The organism is Streptosporangium heterodermiicola (assembly GCF_051390675.1).
Taxonomy (GTDB): domain Bacteria; phylum Actinomycetota; class Actinomycetes; order Streptosporangiales; family Streptosporangiaceae; genus Streptosporangium.
The window spans coordinates 20,213-36,410 of record NZ_JBPJSR010000006.1 but is presented as its reverse complement, the minus strand read 5'-3'; the positions used below and the strand labels follow the sequence as shown (position 1 = coordinate 36,410).

Here is a 16,198-nt window from a genome sequence, read left to right as displayed (position 1 = left end):
GGCCGGATGGCACTGGGTGACGCTCTCGTCGCGCTCGGCGGCTCCTTCCTCGCCGCCGGGATCATCGCCAGGCTCGGCACCCGGATAGGGCTGCCGACCATCCCCCTGTTCATGCTGGCGGGCATCATCTTCGGCCCGCACACGCCCGGTCTCGCCCTCGTGGAGAACCCGGCGGACCTGAAGGTGATCGCCGCGCTCGGCCTGATCTTCCTGCTGTTCTACCTCGGCCTGGAGTTCTCCCTCGACGACCTGGTGGCGGGAGGCAGGCGCCTGGTGCTGGCCGGGGTCGGCTACATCGTGCTCAACGTCGGAGGCGGCCTGGCCTTCGGCTTCGCCGTGGGCTGGGGGACCAGGGAGGCGATGGTCCTGGCCGGGGTGATCGGCATCTCCTCCTCGGCGATCGTGACCAAGCTCCTGGTCGACATGGGACGCCTCGGCAACCCCGAGAGCCGCCTCATCCTCGGGATCATCGTCGTCGAGGACGTCTTCCTCGCGCTCTACCTCGCCGTGCTGCAGCCGGTCCTCAGCGGAGCCGACAGTTTCGGCGCCGCCGCGCTCTCCTTCGGCAAGGCGTTCGCCTTCCTCATCGCGCTGACCGCCCTGGCACGCTGGGGTACGCGGTTCGTCAACAAGCTGGTCACCACCAGGGACGAGGAACTGCTGGTGGTGATGTTCACCGGCCTGGCGATCTTCACCGCCGGGATCGCCGAGGAGCTGGGCGTCTCCGACGCCATCGGCGCCTTCATGATCGGGCTCATCCTGAGCTCCAGCAGGGCCGCCCCGCGCATCCGGCAGCTCGTCCACCCGCTCAGGGACGCCTTCGCCGCGCTGTTCTTCTTCGCCTTCGGCCTGTCCATCGAACCGGGCGACATGCTCTCGGTGGCCTGGCCCATCACGATCGCGGTGCTGGTCACGGTGGTGCTCAACGTCGCGGCCGGGGTGCTGGCGGCGAGGCTCAACGCGTTCGGCCGGGCGGAGGCGGTCAACATCTCGCTGACCGTGCTCTCGCGCGGCGAGTTCGCCCTGGTCCTGGCCACCATGGCGCTCGCCGCCGGGCTGGACGGCAGGCTCGCCCCGTTCATCGCCGGGTACGTGCTCATCCTCGCCCTGCTGGGCCCGCTGGTCGCGAGCCGCTCCGAGCAGATCTCCCGGCTGCTCCCCGGCGGGAGGCGCCGTACCGAGACGGACCCGGTGGAGACCGGGGACCGGGAACCTGTCCCCTAGGAGGCCGCCGGAGTCCGCCTGCCACGGCGCCGCGGGATCACCATCGCTCCCGCCACCACCGCCGCGACGAGCACGCCCGCTCCGGCGAGCCACGGCCACGGAACGGTCGTGCCCGTCCCGGCCGACGAGGAGGTGTCCCACAGGATCACCGTGGTGTCGTCACCGGCGGTGGCGAGGGTCTTGCCGTCGGGGCTGAACGCGAGCGACCACACCGACGCGGTGTGGCCGGTGAGCGGGCCGCCGACCGGCTTCCAGGTTCGCGTGTCCCACAGCCGGACGACGGAACCGGTGCCCACGGCCAGGGTGGCGCCGTCCGGGCTGAACGCGAGAGTGTGGATCTCGCCGGGATTGCCGGTGAGCGGGGAACCGATCGGCTTCCGGGTCGCGGTGTCCCACACGATCGCTGTTCTGTCGCCGCTGCCGGTGGCGAGGGTCTTGCCGTCGGGGCTGAAGGCGACCGACAGCACCGAGCCGGTGTGGCCGGTGAGGGGGGCGCCGACCGGCTGCCACGTCGCGGTGTCCCACATGATCGCCGTCATGTCGTCGCCGACGGTGGCGAGGGTCTTGCCGTCGGGGCTGAAGGTGACCGCCTGTACCCAGTCGTTGTGGCCGGTGAGGGGGGCGCCGACCGGCTGCCAGGTCGCGGTGTCCCACACGATCGCTGTTCTGTCGCTGCTGCCGGTGGCGAGGGTCTTGCCGTCGGGGCTGAAGGCGACCGCCTCCACCCAGTTGACGTGGCCGGTCAGGGGGTCGCCGACCGGCCGGCGGGTCCGTGTGTCCCACAGGACCACCGTGTGGTCGCCGGGGTCGGTTCCGTCGCCGTTGCTGCCGGCACTGGCCAGGAGCCCGCCGTCCGGGCTGAACGCCATCGCCTGCACCGCCCTGGTGTGGCCCTTCAACGGATCGCCGGCAGGGCGCCGGGTTCGCGTGTCCCACATGATCACCTCGCCGTCACCGCCGCCGCTGACCAGCGTCCCGCCGTCGGGGCTGTAGGCCACCGCGTTCACCGTTTCCGTGTGTCCCCTGAGCTGGGCGACGGAGGTCACGGTCGCGGGGCCCGTCCCGGGCCGGAGCAGGTAGGCCACCGTGGCGGCGGTGACCAGGAGAGCCGCGACCACGACGATCGCCGGGCGGAGCCGCTTCCGGGGGGCGCGCGCCGGGATCTCCGTGGCCGCGAGCACGAGCGCGGCGGTGGGCGGCGAGGCGGTGGGGGACGAGGCGCTGGAGGACGGGACCGGGGGCGACAGGGCGGTGAGCGGCAGGGTGACGGGCCGTTCCTCCTGGCGTGCGGTGGCGTACGGCTCGGTCGGCAAGGGAGGAGGGAGAGGAGGGGGCGGCGTGGGGAGAGCGGGGCGGTCGGCGATCCGGGTCTCGGCGTCGTCCGGCCGCGATCCGGCGGAGGACTCGCGGGGGGCCGGGGTGGCGGCGATCTCGGCGAGCGCGACGGCGGCCTGGGGGCCGGTGAGGCGGAGGGAGGGGTCCTTGCGCAGCAGCCCCTCCAGGAGGGGGGCGAGAGGACCGGCGTGCACGGGCGGGGCGGGCGGCCGGGTGACGATCGAGACGTAGACCGATCCGTGCGTCGTGCCGCTGAACGGCCGGCGGCCCTCGACCGCGGCGTACAGGGTGGCGCCCAGCGACCACAGGTCCGACGCCGCGGTGGCGGGGTGGCCGTTGATCTGCTCGGGGGAGATGAAGGCGGGGGTGCCCAGGGTGACACCGGCGCCGGTGAGCGTGACGTCTCCCTCGACGGCGGCGATCCCGAAGTCGGTCAGCACGACCCGCTCGCCTTCGAGCAGGACGTTGGCGGGTTTGATGTCGCGGTGGGTGATCCCGGCGGCGTGCGCGACCGCCAGCGCCGCGAGGATCTGCCCGCCGATCGCCGCCACCCGCCGGGGCGGCAGGCGCCCCTCGGTTCTCAGCACCTCGTCCAGCGAGGGCCCGTCGATGATCTCTGTCACGATCCACGGGCTGCCGTCGGCCTCGACGACGTGGTCGTGCACGGTGATGATCGACGGGTGCTTCAGCTGCGCCGCGGCGCGGGCCTCGCGCTGCATCCGCTTGTAGAGCATCTCGCGCGCGGAGACGTCCAGGTAGTCGGGGAGGATGAGTTCTTTGATCGCCACCTGGCGGTGCAGGCTCTCGTCCCGCGCCCGCCACACCGTGCCCATCCCGCCGCGGCCCAGCACGTCCATCAGCCGATATCGCCCGGCGACCAGCCTGCCCGCGTCATTCGCCACAAAGAGACTTTAACGACGTCATAGTGCCGCGAGTGGAGGAGAGGAACTGATTGTGACCGTGATGATGCCGAGCGTGGGCCGGCCATCTCGTGAACTCCCGGGAAGACCCGGGGTGACCTTGGGAAATTCCGGCCGGTGAGATTTCGTGTCGTTTCCTATTTCCGGCCGTCCCCGGCGGTGCGGCGCCCGATGATGGGGCGCAGCACGTCCAGCACCGTCGCGTCCTCGATGGTCGAGGGGGCGGGCTCGTCGGAGCCCTCCGCGATGCCGCGCATGGTCTTGCGCAGGATCTTCCCCGACCTGGTCTTCGGCAGGGCCGGGACCACGTCCACCTGCCGGAAGGCCGCCACGGCGCCCACCTGCTCGCGGACGGCCAGGACCAGCTCGGCCCGCAGGGTCTCCGGGGCGATCTCCACCCCGCTCTTGAGCACCACGAAACCGCGCGGCACCTGCCCCTTCAGCTCGTCGGCGACCCCGATGACCGCGCACTCGGCCACCGCCGGATGCGCGGCCAGTACCGCCTCCATGGACCCGGTCGACAGCCGGTGCCCGGCCACGTTGATCACGTCGTCGGTGCGGCCCATCACGAACAGGTAGCCGTCCTCGTCGAGGTGGCCGCCGTCGCCGGTCAGGTAGTAGCCGGGGAAGGCCGACAGGTAGGACCGCACGTAGCGCTCGTCGTCCTGCCAGAGGGTGGGGAGGGTGCCCGGCGGGAGCGGGAGCCGGATGCAGATCGCGCCCTCCTCACCCGGGGCGCACTCGTCGCCCGAGGCACGCAGCACGCGCACGTCGTATCCGGGGACGGGCACGGTGGGGGAGCCGGGCTTGACCGGCATGGGCTCCAGCCCGCGCGGGTTGGCGGCGACGGGCCAGCCGGTCTCGGTCTGCCACCAGTGGTCGACGACCGGCACGCCCAGCCTCCCGGCCGCCCAGTGGTAGGTGTCGGGGTCCAGGCGCTCCCCGGCGAGGAACAGCGTCCGCAGCGACGAGATGTCGTACCCGCCGAGCAGGGCCGCCTCGGGGTCGGCCTTCCTGATGGCGCGGAACGCGGTCGGCGCCGTGAACAGCGCGGTCACCCGGTGCTCGGCGATCACCCGCCAGAACGCGCCCGCGTCGGGGGTGCCGACCGGCTTGCCCTCGTACAGCACGGTGGTGGCGCCGCGCAGCAGCGGCCCGTACACGATGTAGGAGTGCCCGACGACCCAGCCGACGTCGGAGGCCGCCCAGAACACCTCGCCCGGCGCGATGTCGTAGACGTTGGCCATGCTCCACAGCAGCGCCACCGCGTGCCCGCCGTTGTCGCGCACGACGCCCTTCGGCAGGCCGGTGGTACCGCTGGTGTAGAGGATGTAGAGCGGGTCGGTCGCCCGCACCGGCACGCAGTCGGCCGGTTCGGCCTTCGCGCTCGCCCAGTCGACGTCCCGCCCCTCCACCAGCTCGGCGGGGGCCTGCTCGCGCTGCAGGATCACGCAGTGCGCGGGCGCGTGCGCGGCCAGGCCGAGCGCGGCGTCGAGCATCGGCTTGTACGGCACCACGCGCGTGGGCTCGATCCCGCAGGAGGCCGACACGACCACCTTGGGACGCGCGTCGTCGATCCTGGCCGCCAGCTCTTTGGGCGCGAACCCGCCGAACACCACCGAGTGCACCGCCCCCAGCCGCGCGCACGCCAGCATCGCGATCACCGCCTCGGGCACCATCGGCAGGTAGACCACCACCCGGTCGCCCTGCTCCACCCCGAGCGACCGCAGCACCCCGGCGAACCGCGCCACCTCGTCGCGCAGCTCGGCGTACGTGTAACGCCTGCCGGTGCCCGTCACCGGGCTGTCGTGGATCAGCGCGACCCGGTCGCCGTGACCCGCGTCGACGTGCCGGTCCAGCGCGTTGTGGCAGGTGTTCAGCTCCCCGTCGGGGAACCACCGGTAGAAGGGCGGCGCCCCCGCGTCCAGCACCTCGCGCGGTGGCCTGCTCCAGGTGACCGCCTCGGCGGCCTCGGCCCAGAAGTCCTCGGGATCGGCGATGCTGCGGGCGAAGGCGTCAGCGTACGACATCAGGCCATCATGCTCTTCCCCGCACGCCCGGGTCGAGGCCCCTCTCCGGCCTTCGCGCACGGAGAACGGCTCCCGGCGGAGCCGCGGACTTTCGAGGCGGCTCGGGGTTTATTTTTTCGGGATCTTGTAGCTAGGCTCCGGTGGTAGCGGTCGACACGGTTGCGGAGCGGGTGTGGCTGAGGGAACCTTCATTCGCCTTCTTGGACCTGTGGCGGGATCCCAGGACGGGATGGATCTCGATCTCGGCCCGCCGCGTCAACAGGCGATCATGGCCGTGCTGGCCCTGCCTCCCGGCGGGTGGTGTCGCTGAGCCAGCTGATCGACGCCCTGTGGGGTTGAGGGGTCACCGCGCACCGCGGTGCAGAGCGTCTACACCTACGTCGCGGGCCTGCGGCGGGTGCTCGAACCCGGCCGGGGCCGCCATGAGCATTCCGCCGTGCTGGCGCGCACCGCGACCGGCTACGTGCTGCGGCTGCATCACCGGCAGACCGACGTGGGCGCCTTCGCCGACCACGTGGACGCCTCCCGCCGTGCCCAGGACTCGGGGGACCTCGAAGGTGAGCTGCGCTGCCTCGACCTGGCACTGCGGCTGTGGAACGGTCAGGCGCCGGCGGGGATTCCCGGCCCGTTCGCGGAGGCCGAGCGCGCCGGCCTGCACGGGGGCCGCCTCGCCGCCCTGGAGCGGCGTGCCGAGGTGCTCCTGGGCCTGTCACGGCCCAAGGAGGCACTCCCCCTCCTCCAGGACCTGACACGCCGGCACCCGCTTCGCGAGAAGGTACGCGAGCTGCTCACGCTCGCGCTGCATCGATGCGACCGCCAGGCCGAGGCCCTGAAGGTGTTCGAGGAGGGGCGGCGGGTCCTGTCGGAGGAGCTGGGCGTGGGCCCCGGCCCGGGACCGCGCGCCTGCCACCGGCACATCCTTCGCCTCACCGTCGAGACACGGTTGCCGCCGCCGCGGGAGCTGCCCCGCGACCTGATCGGGTTCGTCGGCCGCGTCGAGGAATCCGTCCAGCTGCGGGCGGTGCTCGCTCCCCGGGACGACGTCGCCCCGCCGCCGCTGGTCGTGGTGTCCGGCGCGCCGGGCGTCGGCAAGTCCGCGCCGGCCGTACGGGTCGCGCACCAGGTCAATGACCGTTTCCCTGACGGGCAGCTGTTCGTCAACCTCAGGGGAGCGACGACCCGGAAGCCGCGCGGCACCACCTGGAGGCGGCCCTGGCACTGCTGCGTACGACCGACTACCTCATCGGCCAGTTGCACTGTCTCACCTGGCTGTCGCAGGCGTGCCGGCTGCTGGGCCGGCTCGACGACGCCCTCACCTTCGTCTCCGAGGCGACGGCCCTCGCCGAGCGGCTGGGCAACGAGGAGTGGGAACGTCAGGCGCGGGCGGAGCGGCGGGCGGTGCACGAGGCGCGGGAACGTCCGTGACGCGCTTCGGGGTCCGGTACGGCGGGCAGGCCGTGACCCTCGGTCATCCCTGCGCATGTAGTACTGGAACAGCGCGGTGACGAGCGGGCCCAGGAACCACAGGATGCCGACGAAACCCCCGATCGTCAGGATCGCCCTGACGACCCCCAGCACGCCGTCGACCACCTGACTCGACGTGCTGCCGCCGGCCTGCTGCGCGAGGCGGAGCTGGTCCAGGAAGCGCGGATCCTCGAACCGCCTGAGCCCGAGGTTCCGCCACGCCCAGCACGAGGCCCGTGAAAGCGGCGACGACCAGCGCGCCCACCTCCATGGGGCCGCCCTGGAACGTCGCCGCGCAGCCGAGGCCGGCCGACAGCGCGAGAACCACGTTCCGGGCGACGTGACGCTCGCCGAGGGGCACCGTGGAGGGGCCGAAGCAACGACAGGTCGCGGTCACCCGTCTCCGCACCACCGTGAGGATCGCCGCCGAGAACGCGAGCAGGAGCGTCCCGGCGAGAACGAAACCGATCCCGTGCGACACGGGGCCGGGAACCACCATCAGGACGCAGACCGCCACCTCGCCCGAGACGACGGCGGCGGCCACCCCCCCGCACGTGCCCGGGGCGCAGGAGCCGCATGCCGACGATCGAGGCGACGAAATCCCGGTGGGCCGTCCTCCGGACCAGCTCGCTCGCGCAGGAGGCGAGGAAGACCGTTCCGATCAGGCAGCGGACGCCGATCTCAAGATATTGCATCGAACCCTCCGGGCGCCGCCCTCCCGAATTCGCGGGAATCGGGTCCGGCAGGTGGCGCGTGCTCGCCGTGGAGAACGCGATTCGAAGAACGGCCGCCATTTCTCGAACTTCCGGGCATCCGGCGTATCACCCCGCCAATGAGCAGGTGGACGTGAATGGGCCCGAACAGGCGCGAGTCCGCACTGGTCTCCGGGTTGTCGCCCAGCACGTAAACATGGTGCTCGGGAACCCGGTGGCCGTCTTCCGGGATATTCGCGCCGGGAGTTTCCGCTGCTCGGTCCGGCGGAATTACGGCGGCTCGCTGCGCCTGGCGTTGTCAAGGCGCATGTGCGAAGCAAATGCTCAGGCGCCCCGGCCGGACGCGGCGGGGAAAAGGGGCGGCTGTCCGATCGCAGGCAGAAAAAGCCGGGAAAGCGCCTGTTTCATCAATCAGAATGCGCGGAAATTGAGCGTACGGCGGTGATCTACATTTAATCTAAACGGCCCCGCATGACATGCCCGCGCAAAGGGGGGCCGAGGCGGACGCAGCTCCGCGATCGCCCCGTCCGAGCCGGGCTCCGTGGTGGCCGGGTGCGATCGGTGTCACGGGGACATGTGTCATCGCGCCTGTTCCCGGTGGGCCGTACGCGGACGGCCCACCGGCCTCACCTGTCCGCGTCCGCTACCCGAAGGAGCACCGCGGAGCCTGAGAAGGCGCAAGCCCTCCCGGAAGGGCCCGGCATCGCCGGGCCGGTCGTGGGGTCAGACCATCCCGCTCGGTTCGGCGGGGGCGGTGTAGCGGGCCTCGATGAGCTCGCGCACCCGCTGCCTGGCGTCGTCGGCGGAGTCGCCGGGGTCCTGCTCGACCTCGGCCACCTCGGCCGACAGCTCCTCGTCCTTGACGCTGTCCGCGAGCCACCGCGAGTAGTCGCCCCGGCGCAGGTGATAGTTCCACGTGTCCTCGTCGACGCCGTCGGCGATGCGGCAGAACGCGTTCAGGTTGCCGCAGCGCAGGTTCAGCGCCTTCTCGGGGCCGCGGAAGTAGAAGCTGGAGTCCTCGCCGAGCTCGCCGGCCGCGTACTTGCGGCGGTGCCTCTGGCGTTCCTCCTCCGGCGGGGCCAGCCGCACCCTGACCGGCTCGCCGCCGAGCTCCCAGAACAGCAGGTCCCCGGTCGGCAGGTCGGAGAGATCCCCGCCGGGGGCGTCGTGGCCGGTGGCGGCGGCGAACGCGCCCAGGACGCCGCCGGGCTCGTCCCCGACCGCGACGACCGTGTTGAGGGTCCGCACGACCGCCTCGCTCACCGCCTCGGGATGCACGGTGACCAGCAGGATCCCGCCTATCTCGCGCAGCATCTCCACCGACTGCAGCTTGAACCCGTCGGGCATCATGTGGTGGGCCTCGTCGACCACCAGCCAGTGCGGGTGCCCGGAGCCGGCCGGCAGCGCCGACAGGCGGGGCAGGAAGTCCTGGAAGAAACCGGGCCGGTCGTCGAGGGGCACCCCCAGCAGGTTGACCACGACGCTCTGCCCGGGATCCCGCAGCACCTGGAGGATCTCCTCCTGGGTGGGCGCGCGCCGGACGTCGCCGAGCACGGACCCGCCCTCGACCCCGTCGGTGTAGTCGCCCTCGGGGTCGATCAGGCAGAACTGGTAGCCGGCCCTGGTGATCCGCTCCAGCAGCGCGGCGGTGACGGTGGACTTGCCGCTGTGCGAGGGCCCGGCGACCAGCACGCGCATGCCGTACGGCGGGAACCGCACCTCCCCGTCGTCGCCGGTGCCCAGCGGCAGGCGGTGGCGCGCCACGTCCACGTCGGCCAGGTCGTTGTCCACGAGCCGGTCGATCAGCTCGACGACCCCGGCGCCGCGTTCCCCCTCCGTCACCAGGTCGCACCGCTCCTTGACGGCGGGGAGCGCGTTGGCCACCGCCACCGCGCACTCGCAGGCGGCGAGGAACGCGTGGTCGTTCTCGGCGTCGCCCACGCCGATCGTGCTGTGCGCCGACATCTCCAGCTCGGCCAGGGCGGCGGCGAGGCCGGTGGCCTTGTTGACACCCGAGGGCAGGACCATCACCGCGCCCTTGTTGAAGATCACCTGCATCTCCAGGCCGAGCTCGCGGATGGTGTCGAGCACGGTCCCGGCGTGGGGTTCGGAGGTGGCGACGATCACCGAGCCGACGCTGAGCGGTTCCACGCCCAGCTCGCGCAGGCGCTCGACGAAGGCCTCGGGGGGCGCCTCCGCGAGGGACGAGCTCTCCTGTTCGCCGGGGTGGTGGAGCACGGCCCCGTTCTCGGCGACGACCAGGTCGAACAGGTCCAGCCGCCCGAAGTCCCGTGTCAGCGAGTCGACCTCCCTGCCGGTCACCATGACCAGCCGCCGCCCCGAGCGGGCGAGGCGTTCGAGCGCGTCCAGGGTGTCGTCGTCGACGCGGCCCTCGGTGGCCAGCGTTCCGTCGTAGTCGCAGGCCAGAACGTGATAGCGCATGCCGGGCCACCTACCCGGGACCTGGGAGGGAAACGGGACGCGAGGTGAACTTCTCCTGGCAGAAGACGTTCGGGTGGCGCCGGGGATGTGGATTCGGCGTGTGGCGTGCTCGACGACGGAGGCACACGATCGCCGTGGGCCGGGGATACACCGCGAAGGCCGTCACCTGGACGGATGGAATTACCGGCAGGCGCATTGCCCCCGGATGCGTCACTCTCACCGAGGACCTCACACCTCATGGCGCCGAGAAATTCGTCGGGGCGACCAAACGCCGAGGGCCGGTCGCACGACAGTGAGGTGTGATGCTGACTTCCCCCCAACACGACACATGGGCGGCGCTGACCGCTCTGGCTGCGGGAGCCTTGATCTGGCAGTCGACCGTACTGATGGCGGGCTCGCTGACGGCTTGGGCCGTGATGCGCCTCCTCGCCGAATGGCAGGCGCGACGCACTCTCGTCGCCCTCGCCCGCACAGCCCCTGCGGGGCTGATCACGATCCGGCGGTACGCCTCGCGGGAACCGGCCGTCCACCTGGCCTGGGGTGCCGACCCGGACCAGCGCGTACGGCAGTCAAGGACATGATGTGGAGCCCTCCGTACCACGGCCGAAACTCACCAAGAGGCAACGCGAGCAGGTGGAGGACTTCTACCGGCAGGAGGCCGACGACCTGTACAGGTACGCCCGCTGCGTCTTACGGGACCGTGCGTCCGAGGCGTGGGATCTCGTGCAGACGACCTTTCAGGAGGCGATTCTCGCCTGGCGGGACGTCGGCCCGTACGGCCGCGACGAACGCAGGAGGTGGCTGCGCCGGGTGCTCAAGAACAAGACGATCGACCTTCGGAGGAAACAGGACGTGATCCACCTGACCGACGACATTCCCCATTCGCCCTCTCGGTCCGACGACGTCGGCGACCGTGTCGAATTCTGGATCGCTCTGGCCGGTTGCCTGAGGGTCATCGAATCGATGCCGTCGACGCGGCAGGAGGTCGCGTTCCTGGTCTGGGGCGAGTCGTGGACCACCGAGCGGGTCGCCAAGCACCTCGGGGTGACTCCGAGCACCGTCCGCGGGCACCTGCGGGAGGCCCGCAGGCAACTGAGAGCCGAGGTCGGCCATCTGGTTCCGTTCATCGACGACGAGGAAGAACAGGAGCCCGCCCCATGAACCACGAGAAGCCGATTCCGCTCACGTTCGGCGAGGTCTACCGGCTGGCCCACGCCGTCAAGGCGTCCCCCCCCTTCCCCCTCCAACGTGGCCTGGACGACCTGAGGGCGTGGATCGATCGGGAGGTCGACATCGTGGAGGAGGCCGTATGGGATCTCTCCCCCGCCGTCGCGGTGCGGAGCCCGCAGGGGGAGCTCCGCGGGCGCCGCGACCTGCTGGAGAGGCTGGTGGCACTGGCACGCCGGCCCGGGGACGGCCCCGCCGTCCTCGTCGGGCCGGGCGGGACCGGGAAGTCCACGCTGGCCGCGGCCCTGGCCGAGCAGGCGCGGGGCTGGGACCGGCAGGTGTGGTGGATCTCCGCCGCCGACCAGGCCGGATTCTCCGCGGACCTGGCCGAGGTGGCGCGTGACCTGGGTGGATCCCACACCGACCTTGAATCGATCACCAAGGGAGCGGCCGGCGCTCCCGACCGGCTCTGGCGACTGCTGGAGAACGCCCCCCGGGAGTGGCTCCTTGTCATCGACAACGCCGACGATCCCCGGATACTCGCCGCGGCCGACTCGCCCGCGGGGGTGCGGGACAGCAGGGGCTGGGCGCGCGCGTCGCATCGCGGCCTGGTCGTGGTGACCAGCAGGGAGGCCGACCCGCGCGCGTGGGGAGCCGCTCGGCGCTTCACGGTCGACGGCCTGAGTACGGCCGACGCCGCCCAGGTCCTGCGCGATCTCGCGCCGGAGGCGGGAGACGAGGCCCAGGCCCAGGCCCTGGCACGCCGGCTCGACGGGCTCCCGCTCGCCCTCACCCTGGCCGGGACCTACCTGCGCTCCGAGACCGCGCAGTGGCCGACCTTCGCCGCATACGCCCACGCCCTCGGGGGCGCCGAGGGAACCACGGTGGCCCGCACCGCGGAGATCTCCCTGGACGGGCTGGCCCGCCACGGTGTCCCCCAGGCCCGGAAACTGCTGCGACTGGCCAGTTGCTACGCATCCACGTCGATCCCGACGCGCATACTCCCCATGACCGGCCTGGAGGAGGCGCTGGACGGGCTGAGAGGCGTGGGACTGATCCAGAAGGGTTCCACCGCGATCACGCTCCACCCCGTCGTCACCGCTACCAACCGCGCCCACATCGAAGGACCGGAGGTCTGGCACACCGCGGTCGAGCAACTCGCCGGTGCGCTGAGGGAGCTCGACCTGCCGGACCACTGGTCGCCCGATCACTGGCCCCACTACCGGCTGCTCGGCCAGCACCTGCTGGCCCTGCTCGACAATGCCGCCGAACACGTGGACCTGGAGCACCTCGCCCTGCTCATGGACGCCGCGGCCGACATGGCCGGAGCCTTCAACTGCAGCGGTGCCGGGAGGGCTGCCGACATCTTGTGCCGGACCGCCCTGGCACGCTGTGCGGCGCTGGGGGAGGAGCACCCCGCGCTGCTGAGTGTGCGGCACAACCTCGCCTGGGCGGTCGCCTACGGAGGGGAGCCGACCCAGGCGGAGACGATGTTCCGGGAGGTCCTCGACATCCGGCTGCGCGTCCTCGGCGACTCCCATCCCGACACCCTCGAGAGCCGCCATGAGTTCGCGTGGGTCGCCACCTGCCTGGGCAGGTGGGCGGAGGCCGAGCAGCGCTACCGGGACACCCTGTCCGACAGCCTGCGCCATCTGGGCCCATACGCGCGGGCCACCCTGACCACGCGCCACGAGCTGGCCCACGCGATCGCCAGGCAGGGCCGCCTCGACGAGGCTCGTCCCGCCTTCGAGGACGTTCTACGGGACCGGCGGCGCGTCCTCCGCGACGATCACCCCCAAACCCTGCAGACCGAGCACGAGATCGCCTGGATCACCGCCAAGCAGGGCAGGTGGGCTGAGGCCGAGGCCATGTACCGCCACCTCCTCAGCCTGCGCCGGACGCTCGAGACCGACCATCCCCAGACCCTGCTCACCTTGCACGAGCTCGCCTGGACGATCGCCCGCCAGGGCCGCTGGACCGAGGCGGAGTCCCTCTACCGGCGAGTCGTCGAGCGCCGCTGCCGAACCCTGGGCGACGACCACCCCGATACCGAGGCGACCCGGCGGGCACTGAACGAGCTCCTGCGGGGCCGTATCGCCGACGCCGACCATCTCGCCTGACCAAGCGGAGGTCCACATGATCCTCACCGAACACCTCGGCACCACCATCGACAACCTGCGCCTGTCGGGTCGCCCGGTCATGCTGCACACCTCGCTGCGGTCCTTCGGGACGACCCTCGAAGGCGGCGCCGACACCCTGCTGGACGCGCTGCTGGAGCGAGGATGCACCGTGATGGTGCCCGCCTTCACCGAGCCCCAGTTCGGCCTGGCCGCGCCTGCCACCATGCGGCCGGCGCGCAACGGCCTCGACTACACCGCCCCGCCCTCCGGGAGCGCGCTCCCGGAGGGACCCGCCTACAGCGTGGACTGCGGTCTGATCAACCCTCATCTGGGCGCGCTGCCCGCGGTGCTCATCGGGCGCGTCGGCGCCGTACGCGGCAGGCACCCGCTCAACTCCTTCGCCGCCGTCGGCCCGCAGGCGACCGGGCTGATGGATGCCCAAAGTCCGGTCGACGTGTACGGTCCCGTCCGCGAGCTGGCCGATCGCGACGGCGCGATCCTGCTCGTCGGCGTGGGCCTCAACCGCATGACGGCACTGCACCTGGCCGAACAGCGGTCAGGCCGTCGCCTGTTCCGCAGATGGGCGCGTGACGAGGAAGGTGAGATCCGCATGGTGGAGGTCGGCTCCTGCTCCGAGGGGTTCCCTCGGCTGGAACCGGCCCTCAGCCCTTTCGCCCGGATCGCCACCGTGGAGGCCTCGCGCTGGCGCGCCTACTCGGCCCAGCGGGTCCTCGCCGCCGCGACGGCCGCCATCGCCGCCGACCAGGACATCACCCGCTGTCCCGACACCGGGTGCGTGCTCTGCCGTGACGCGATCGCGGGAGGCCCGGAGTCCCCCTGACACGCCCGAGCTCAGCGGGTGCGGGCGCAGGTCCCCGGAAGAAGCGGCCGCGGGAGGAGCGGTGGCCGTACTCGGCCCGTGGGTATCGAGGCGGGAGCCTGCGGTTGGCCCGAGTCCCGCCGTGCGACAAGTTGCCCGTGAAGTCCCCGGTGGGCCGGGTCCGGAGATTCCGGCCCACCGGGGCGGGCTGGCCCTACGGGGCCGGGTAATCCGTGATGTACACCGGCGCGCCGACCTTCGTCATGTCGGCCGCCTCGCCCACGCCGTTGACGACGTGGTCGATGATTCCGGCACTGAGGTTGACGGTCATGATGTGGTGCAGCTTGACGCCCGGGGTCCGCGGGACCTCGAAGCCGTTCTCGGTGTGGATCTGCGGGTTGTTCTGGTTGAAGACGTAGACACCGCCGCCGTAGAGGAGGTGCCTCTTCACGCTCCTGCCCACCTTGTAGCCGGCGTAGCCCTCGACGTCGCCGTCCATCCAGTCGGCCTGGGTCGGCGGGTCGTACGGCAGCTCGTTCTGGTAGAGGATCGTCGTGCCGTCCTCGCCGTTCCAAATGGTGTTGTGCCGCTGGAAGTGCTCGACGAACAGGCCGGTCGCGGTCACGTGGTCGCCGTTGATGATGACGCCGTTGCGGCCGTCGTTGGTGTTCCACCGCTGGGTGTCGGTGAAGCCCTCGACGCCGTGGTCGGCGCGCCACACCCAGGTGTGGTCGATGAGCACGTGGTCGCTGTTGACCTCCAGCGCGGTGTTGGTCCTGCCGACGTGGGGTCCGCCGACGCGGAAGTACACGTCGGACAGGGTGATCGGGTTGTCCGCCGTGCTGTGGCTCCTCTTGTCCTTCTTGCCGACCTTCAGCAGGACCTGCGACTTCTTGAGACCCGCGTCGACGGTCACGCCTGCGACGATCACGCCGGGGACGGAGTCGACCTCGATCGGGGTCGAGGCGTTGACGGCGGTCAGCGTGGCGTGCCCGATGCCGAGGACGACCGTGTTCGGGCGCTCGATGTCGATGCTCTTCTCGACGTCGTAGACGCCGGGCGTGAGCAGCAGGTGCTTGCCGCTCTTGAGCGCGTTGTTGATGGTCTTCACCGAATCCGACGGCCTCGCGATGAAGAAGTCGCTGATCGGCAGCGTCTGGCCCGGGGTCAGGCCGTTGGCCCACGTGATGCCGCGTGAGTTCTTCTGGACGGCGGGCACGCGGACGTTGTAGTTGCCCTGCTCGTCGACGAACAGGTAGGGCTTCTCACGGCTGACGGGAGTGGTGTCGAGGGTGGTGTACGGCGGGTTCGGGAACGCCGCGTCGTCCGGGGCGCCGACGGTGCCCGAGAAGACCTGGTTCCACACGGCGTTCGACCAACCGGCGACCTCGCTGTTGCGGGTCAGCCACTGCTGCTGCGATCCGTTCGTGACGGACGGCAGCTTGGAGTCGGCGATGAAGCCGCCGCTGGCGTACTGCGGGCCGGCGGTGCAGTAGTCCATGAGCGACAGGGTGCCGCTGTTGATGTTGAGGCGGCGCAGGGACACCGCCTGGGAGACGGCCCAGAAGTTCGCCGACCCCCGGCAGCCGTCCTGGCCGGCCGCGTTGATGTTGATCGACAGGTTGGACAGGGTGCGCCAGAAGTTGACGAGCGCGAGGCAGTTGCCGGTCCCGCCGCCCTCCAGGCAGCGGTTGTAGACCTCGACCTTGCCGTTGATGACGACGTCGGTGGGCGAGGCGCCCAGGCCGGAGATCTCGGTGTAGTAGCCGACCTTGATCTGGAGCGGCTGCTCCGCGGTGCCGTACGTGCCGGGCTTGAAGAGGTACGCGTGGCGCGTGGTGCCCATCTCGTTGTCGACCTGAGCGGCGTGTTTCGCGTCGAGGGTCGCCTGGATCGAGCTGACGGGCATGCTCGGATCGAAGACGGTGACGTTCGGCCCGAGATCAGGCGCGTCAAGGGTCGT

The 16,198-nt window shown here is 71.3% G+C and carries 12 protein-coding genes; 7 read left to right on the top strand and 5 right to left on the bottom strand.

The window, feature by feature from the left end:
- Positions 1-6: 6 nt before the first annotated feature.
- A complete protein-coding gene (locus ACSC1Q_RS14660; RefSeq protein WP_436759248.1) occupies positions 7-1,224 on the top strand; it encodes a cation:proton antiporter in 1,218 nt (405 codons plus the stop codon).
- Here the strand turns inward: ACSC1Q_RS14660 and ACSC1Q_RS14655 are convergent.
- Both ACSC1Q_RS14655 and ACSC1Q_RS14650 read right to left on the bottom strand, forming a co-directional pair.
- Entirely contained in the window at positions 1,221-3,461 is a 2,241-nt protein-coding gene (locus tag ACSC1Q_RS14655; RefSeq protein WP_436759247.1) for a WD40 repeat domain-containing serine/threonine protein kinase, read from the bottom strand. The two genes, ACSC1Q_RS14660 and ACSC1Q_RS14655, sit on opposite strands and share 4 nt — an antisense overlap.
- Positions 3,462-3,616: 155 nt before the next feature.
- Positions 3,617-5,509 carry a propionyl-CoA synthetase gene (locus tag ACSC1Q_RS14650; RefSeq protein ID WP_436759246.1) on the bottom strand — a complete coding sequence of 631 codons (1,893 nt, stop codon included), beginning with the start codon at positions 5,507-5,509 and terminating at the stop codon, positions 3,617-3,619.
- A 358-nt stretch (positions 5,510-5,867) separates the two neighbouring features.
- Between ACSC1Q_RS14650 and ACSC1Q_RS14645 the strand changes: the two genes are divergently transcribed.
- Positions 5,868-6,995, top strand: a complete 1,128-nt coding sequence (locus tag ACSC1Q_RS14645; protein ID WP_436759245.1) for an AfsR/SARP family transcriptional regulator — start codon at positions 5,868-5,870, stop codon at positions 6,993-6,995.
- Here the strand turns inward: ACSC1Q_RS14645 and ACSC1Q_RS14640 are convergent.
- Entirely contained in the window at positions 6,978-7,517 is a 540-nt protein-coding gene (locus ACSC1Q_RS14640; protein WP_436759244.1) for a MauE/DoxX family redox-associated membrane protein, read from the bottom strand. The two genes, ACSC1Q_RS14645 and ACSC1Q_RS14640, sit on opposite strands and share 18 nt — an antisense overlap.
- Before the next feature lie 32 nt (positions 7,518-7,549).
- On the opposite strand from ACSC1Q_RS14640, the gene ACSC1Q_RS14635 reads away from it, so the two are divergent.
- Entirely contained in the window at positions 7,550-8,131 is a 582-nt protein-coding gene (locus ACSC1Q_RS14635) for a hypothetical protein (protein ID WP_436759243.1), read from the top strand.
- A 278-nt stretch (positions 8,132-8,409) separates the two neighbouring features.
- On the opposite strand, the gene ACSC1Q_RS14630 is transcribed toward ACSC1Q_RS14635, so the two are convergent.
- The gene (locus ACSC1Q_RS14630; protein WP_436759242.1) at positions 8,410-10,128 is read right to left on the bottom strand and encodes an HAD family hydrolase; all 1,719 of its coding nucleotides are present in this window, start codon (positions 10,126-10,128) and stop codon (positions 8,410-8,412) included.
- 302 nt (positions 10,129-10,430) lie between these two features.
- Here ACSC1Q_RS14630 and ACSC1Q_RS14625 point away from each other — a divergent pair, with 302 nt between their 5' ends.
- From ACSC1Q_RS14625 to ACSC1Q_RS14610, 4 genes are read left to right on the top strand one after another with little or no spacing between them, the layout of a single operon-like run.
- Positions 10,431-10,709, top strand: coding sequence for a hypothetical protein (locus ACSC1Q_RS14625; protein ID WP_436759241.1), 279 nt, complete (start codon positions 10,431-10,433; stop codon positions 10,707-10,709).
- Between the two features lies 1 nt (position 10,710).
- Positions 10,711-11,289: an RNA polymerase sigma factor gene (locus tag ACSC1Q_RS14620; protein ID WP_436759240.1), complete on the top strand. Its 579-nt coding sequence runs from the start codon at positions 10,711-10,713 to the stop codon at positions 11,287-11,289.
- The gene (locus tag ACSC1Q_RS14615; protein ID WP_436759239.1) at positions 11,286-13,415 is read left to right on the top strand and encodes a tetratricopeptide repeat protein; all 2,130 of its coding nucleotides are present in this window, start codon (positions 11,286-11,288) and stop codon (positions 13,413-13,415) included. The genes ACSC1Q_RS14620 and ACSC1Q_RS14615 overlap by 4 nt, the downstream gene beginning before the upstream one ends.
- Positions 13,416-13,431: 16 nt before the next feature.
- Positions 13,432-14,256, top strand: coding sequence for an AAC(3) family N-acetyltransferase (locus tag ACSC1Q_RS14610; RefSeq protein WP_436759238.1), 825 nt, complete (start codon positions 13,432-13,434; stop codon positions 14,254-14,256).
- A gap of 193 nt (positions 14,257-14,449) precedes the next feature.
- Here ACSC1Q_RS14610 and ACSC1Q_RS14605 read toward each other — a convergent pair whose 3' ends face one another.
- Positions 14,450-16,144: a pectate lyase-like domain-containing protein gene (locus ACSC1Q_RS14605; protein ID WP_436759237.1), complete on the bottom strand. Its 1,695-nt coding sequence runs from the start codon at positions 16,142-16,144 to the stop codon at positions 14,450-14,452.
- Positions 16,145-16,198: the final 54 nt, after the last annotated feature.

What these genes read in the sequence shown, in the direction of transcription:
- ACSC1Q_RS14650 (WP_436759246.1), bottom strand. Translation starts at nt 5,509, where the DNA reads ATGTCGTACGCTGACGCCTTCGCCCGCAGCATCGCCGATCCCGAGGAC.
- ACSC1Q_RS14615 (WP_436759239.1), top strand. Translation starts at nt 11,286, where the DNA reads ATGAACCACGAGAAGCCGATTCCGCTCACGTTCGGCGAGGTCTACCGG.
- ACSC1Q_RS14625 (WP_436759241.1), top strand. Translation starts at nt 10,431, where the DNA reads ATGCTGACTTCCCCCCAACACGACACATGGGCGGCGCTGACCGCTCTG.
- ACSC1Q_RS14610 (WP_436759238.1), top strand. Translation starts at nt 13,432, where the DNA reads ATGATCCTCACCGAACACCTCGGCACCACCATCGACAACCTGCGCCTG.
- ACSC1Q_RS14605 (WP_436759237.1), bottom strand. Translation starts at nt 16,144, where the DNA reads ATGCCCGTCAGCTCGATCCAGGCGACCCTCGACGCGAAACACGCCGCT.
- ACSC1Q_RS14660 (WP_436759248.1), top strand. Translation starts at nt 7, where the DNA reads ATGGCACTGGGTGACGCTCTCGTCGCGCTCGGCGGCTCCTTCCTCGCC.
- ACSC1Q_RS14635 (WP_436759243.1), top strand. Translation starts at nt 7,550, where the DNA reads ATGCCGACGATCGAGGCGACGAAATCCCGGTGGGCCGTCCTCCGGACC.
- ACSC1Q_RS14630 (WP_436759242.1), bottom strand. Translation starts at nt 10,128, where the DNA reads ATGCGCTATCACGTTCTGGCCTGCGACTACGACGGAACGCTGGCCACC.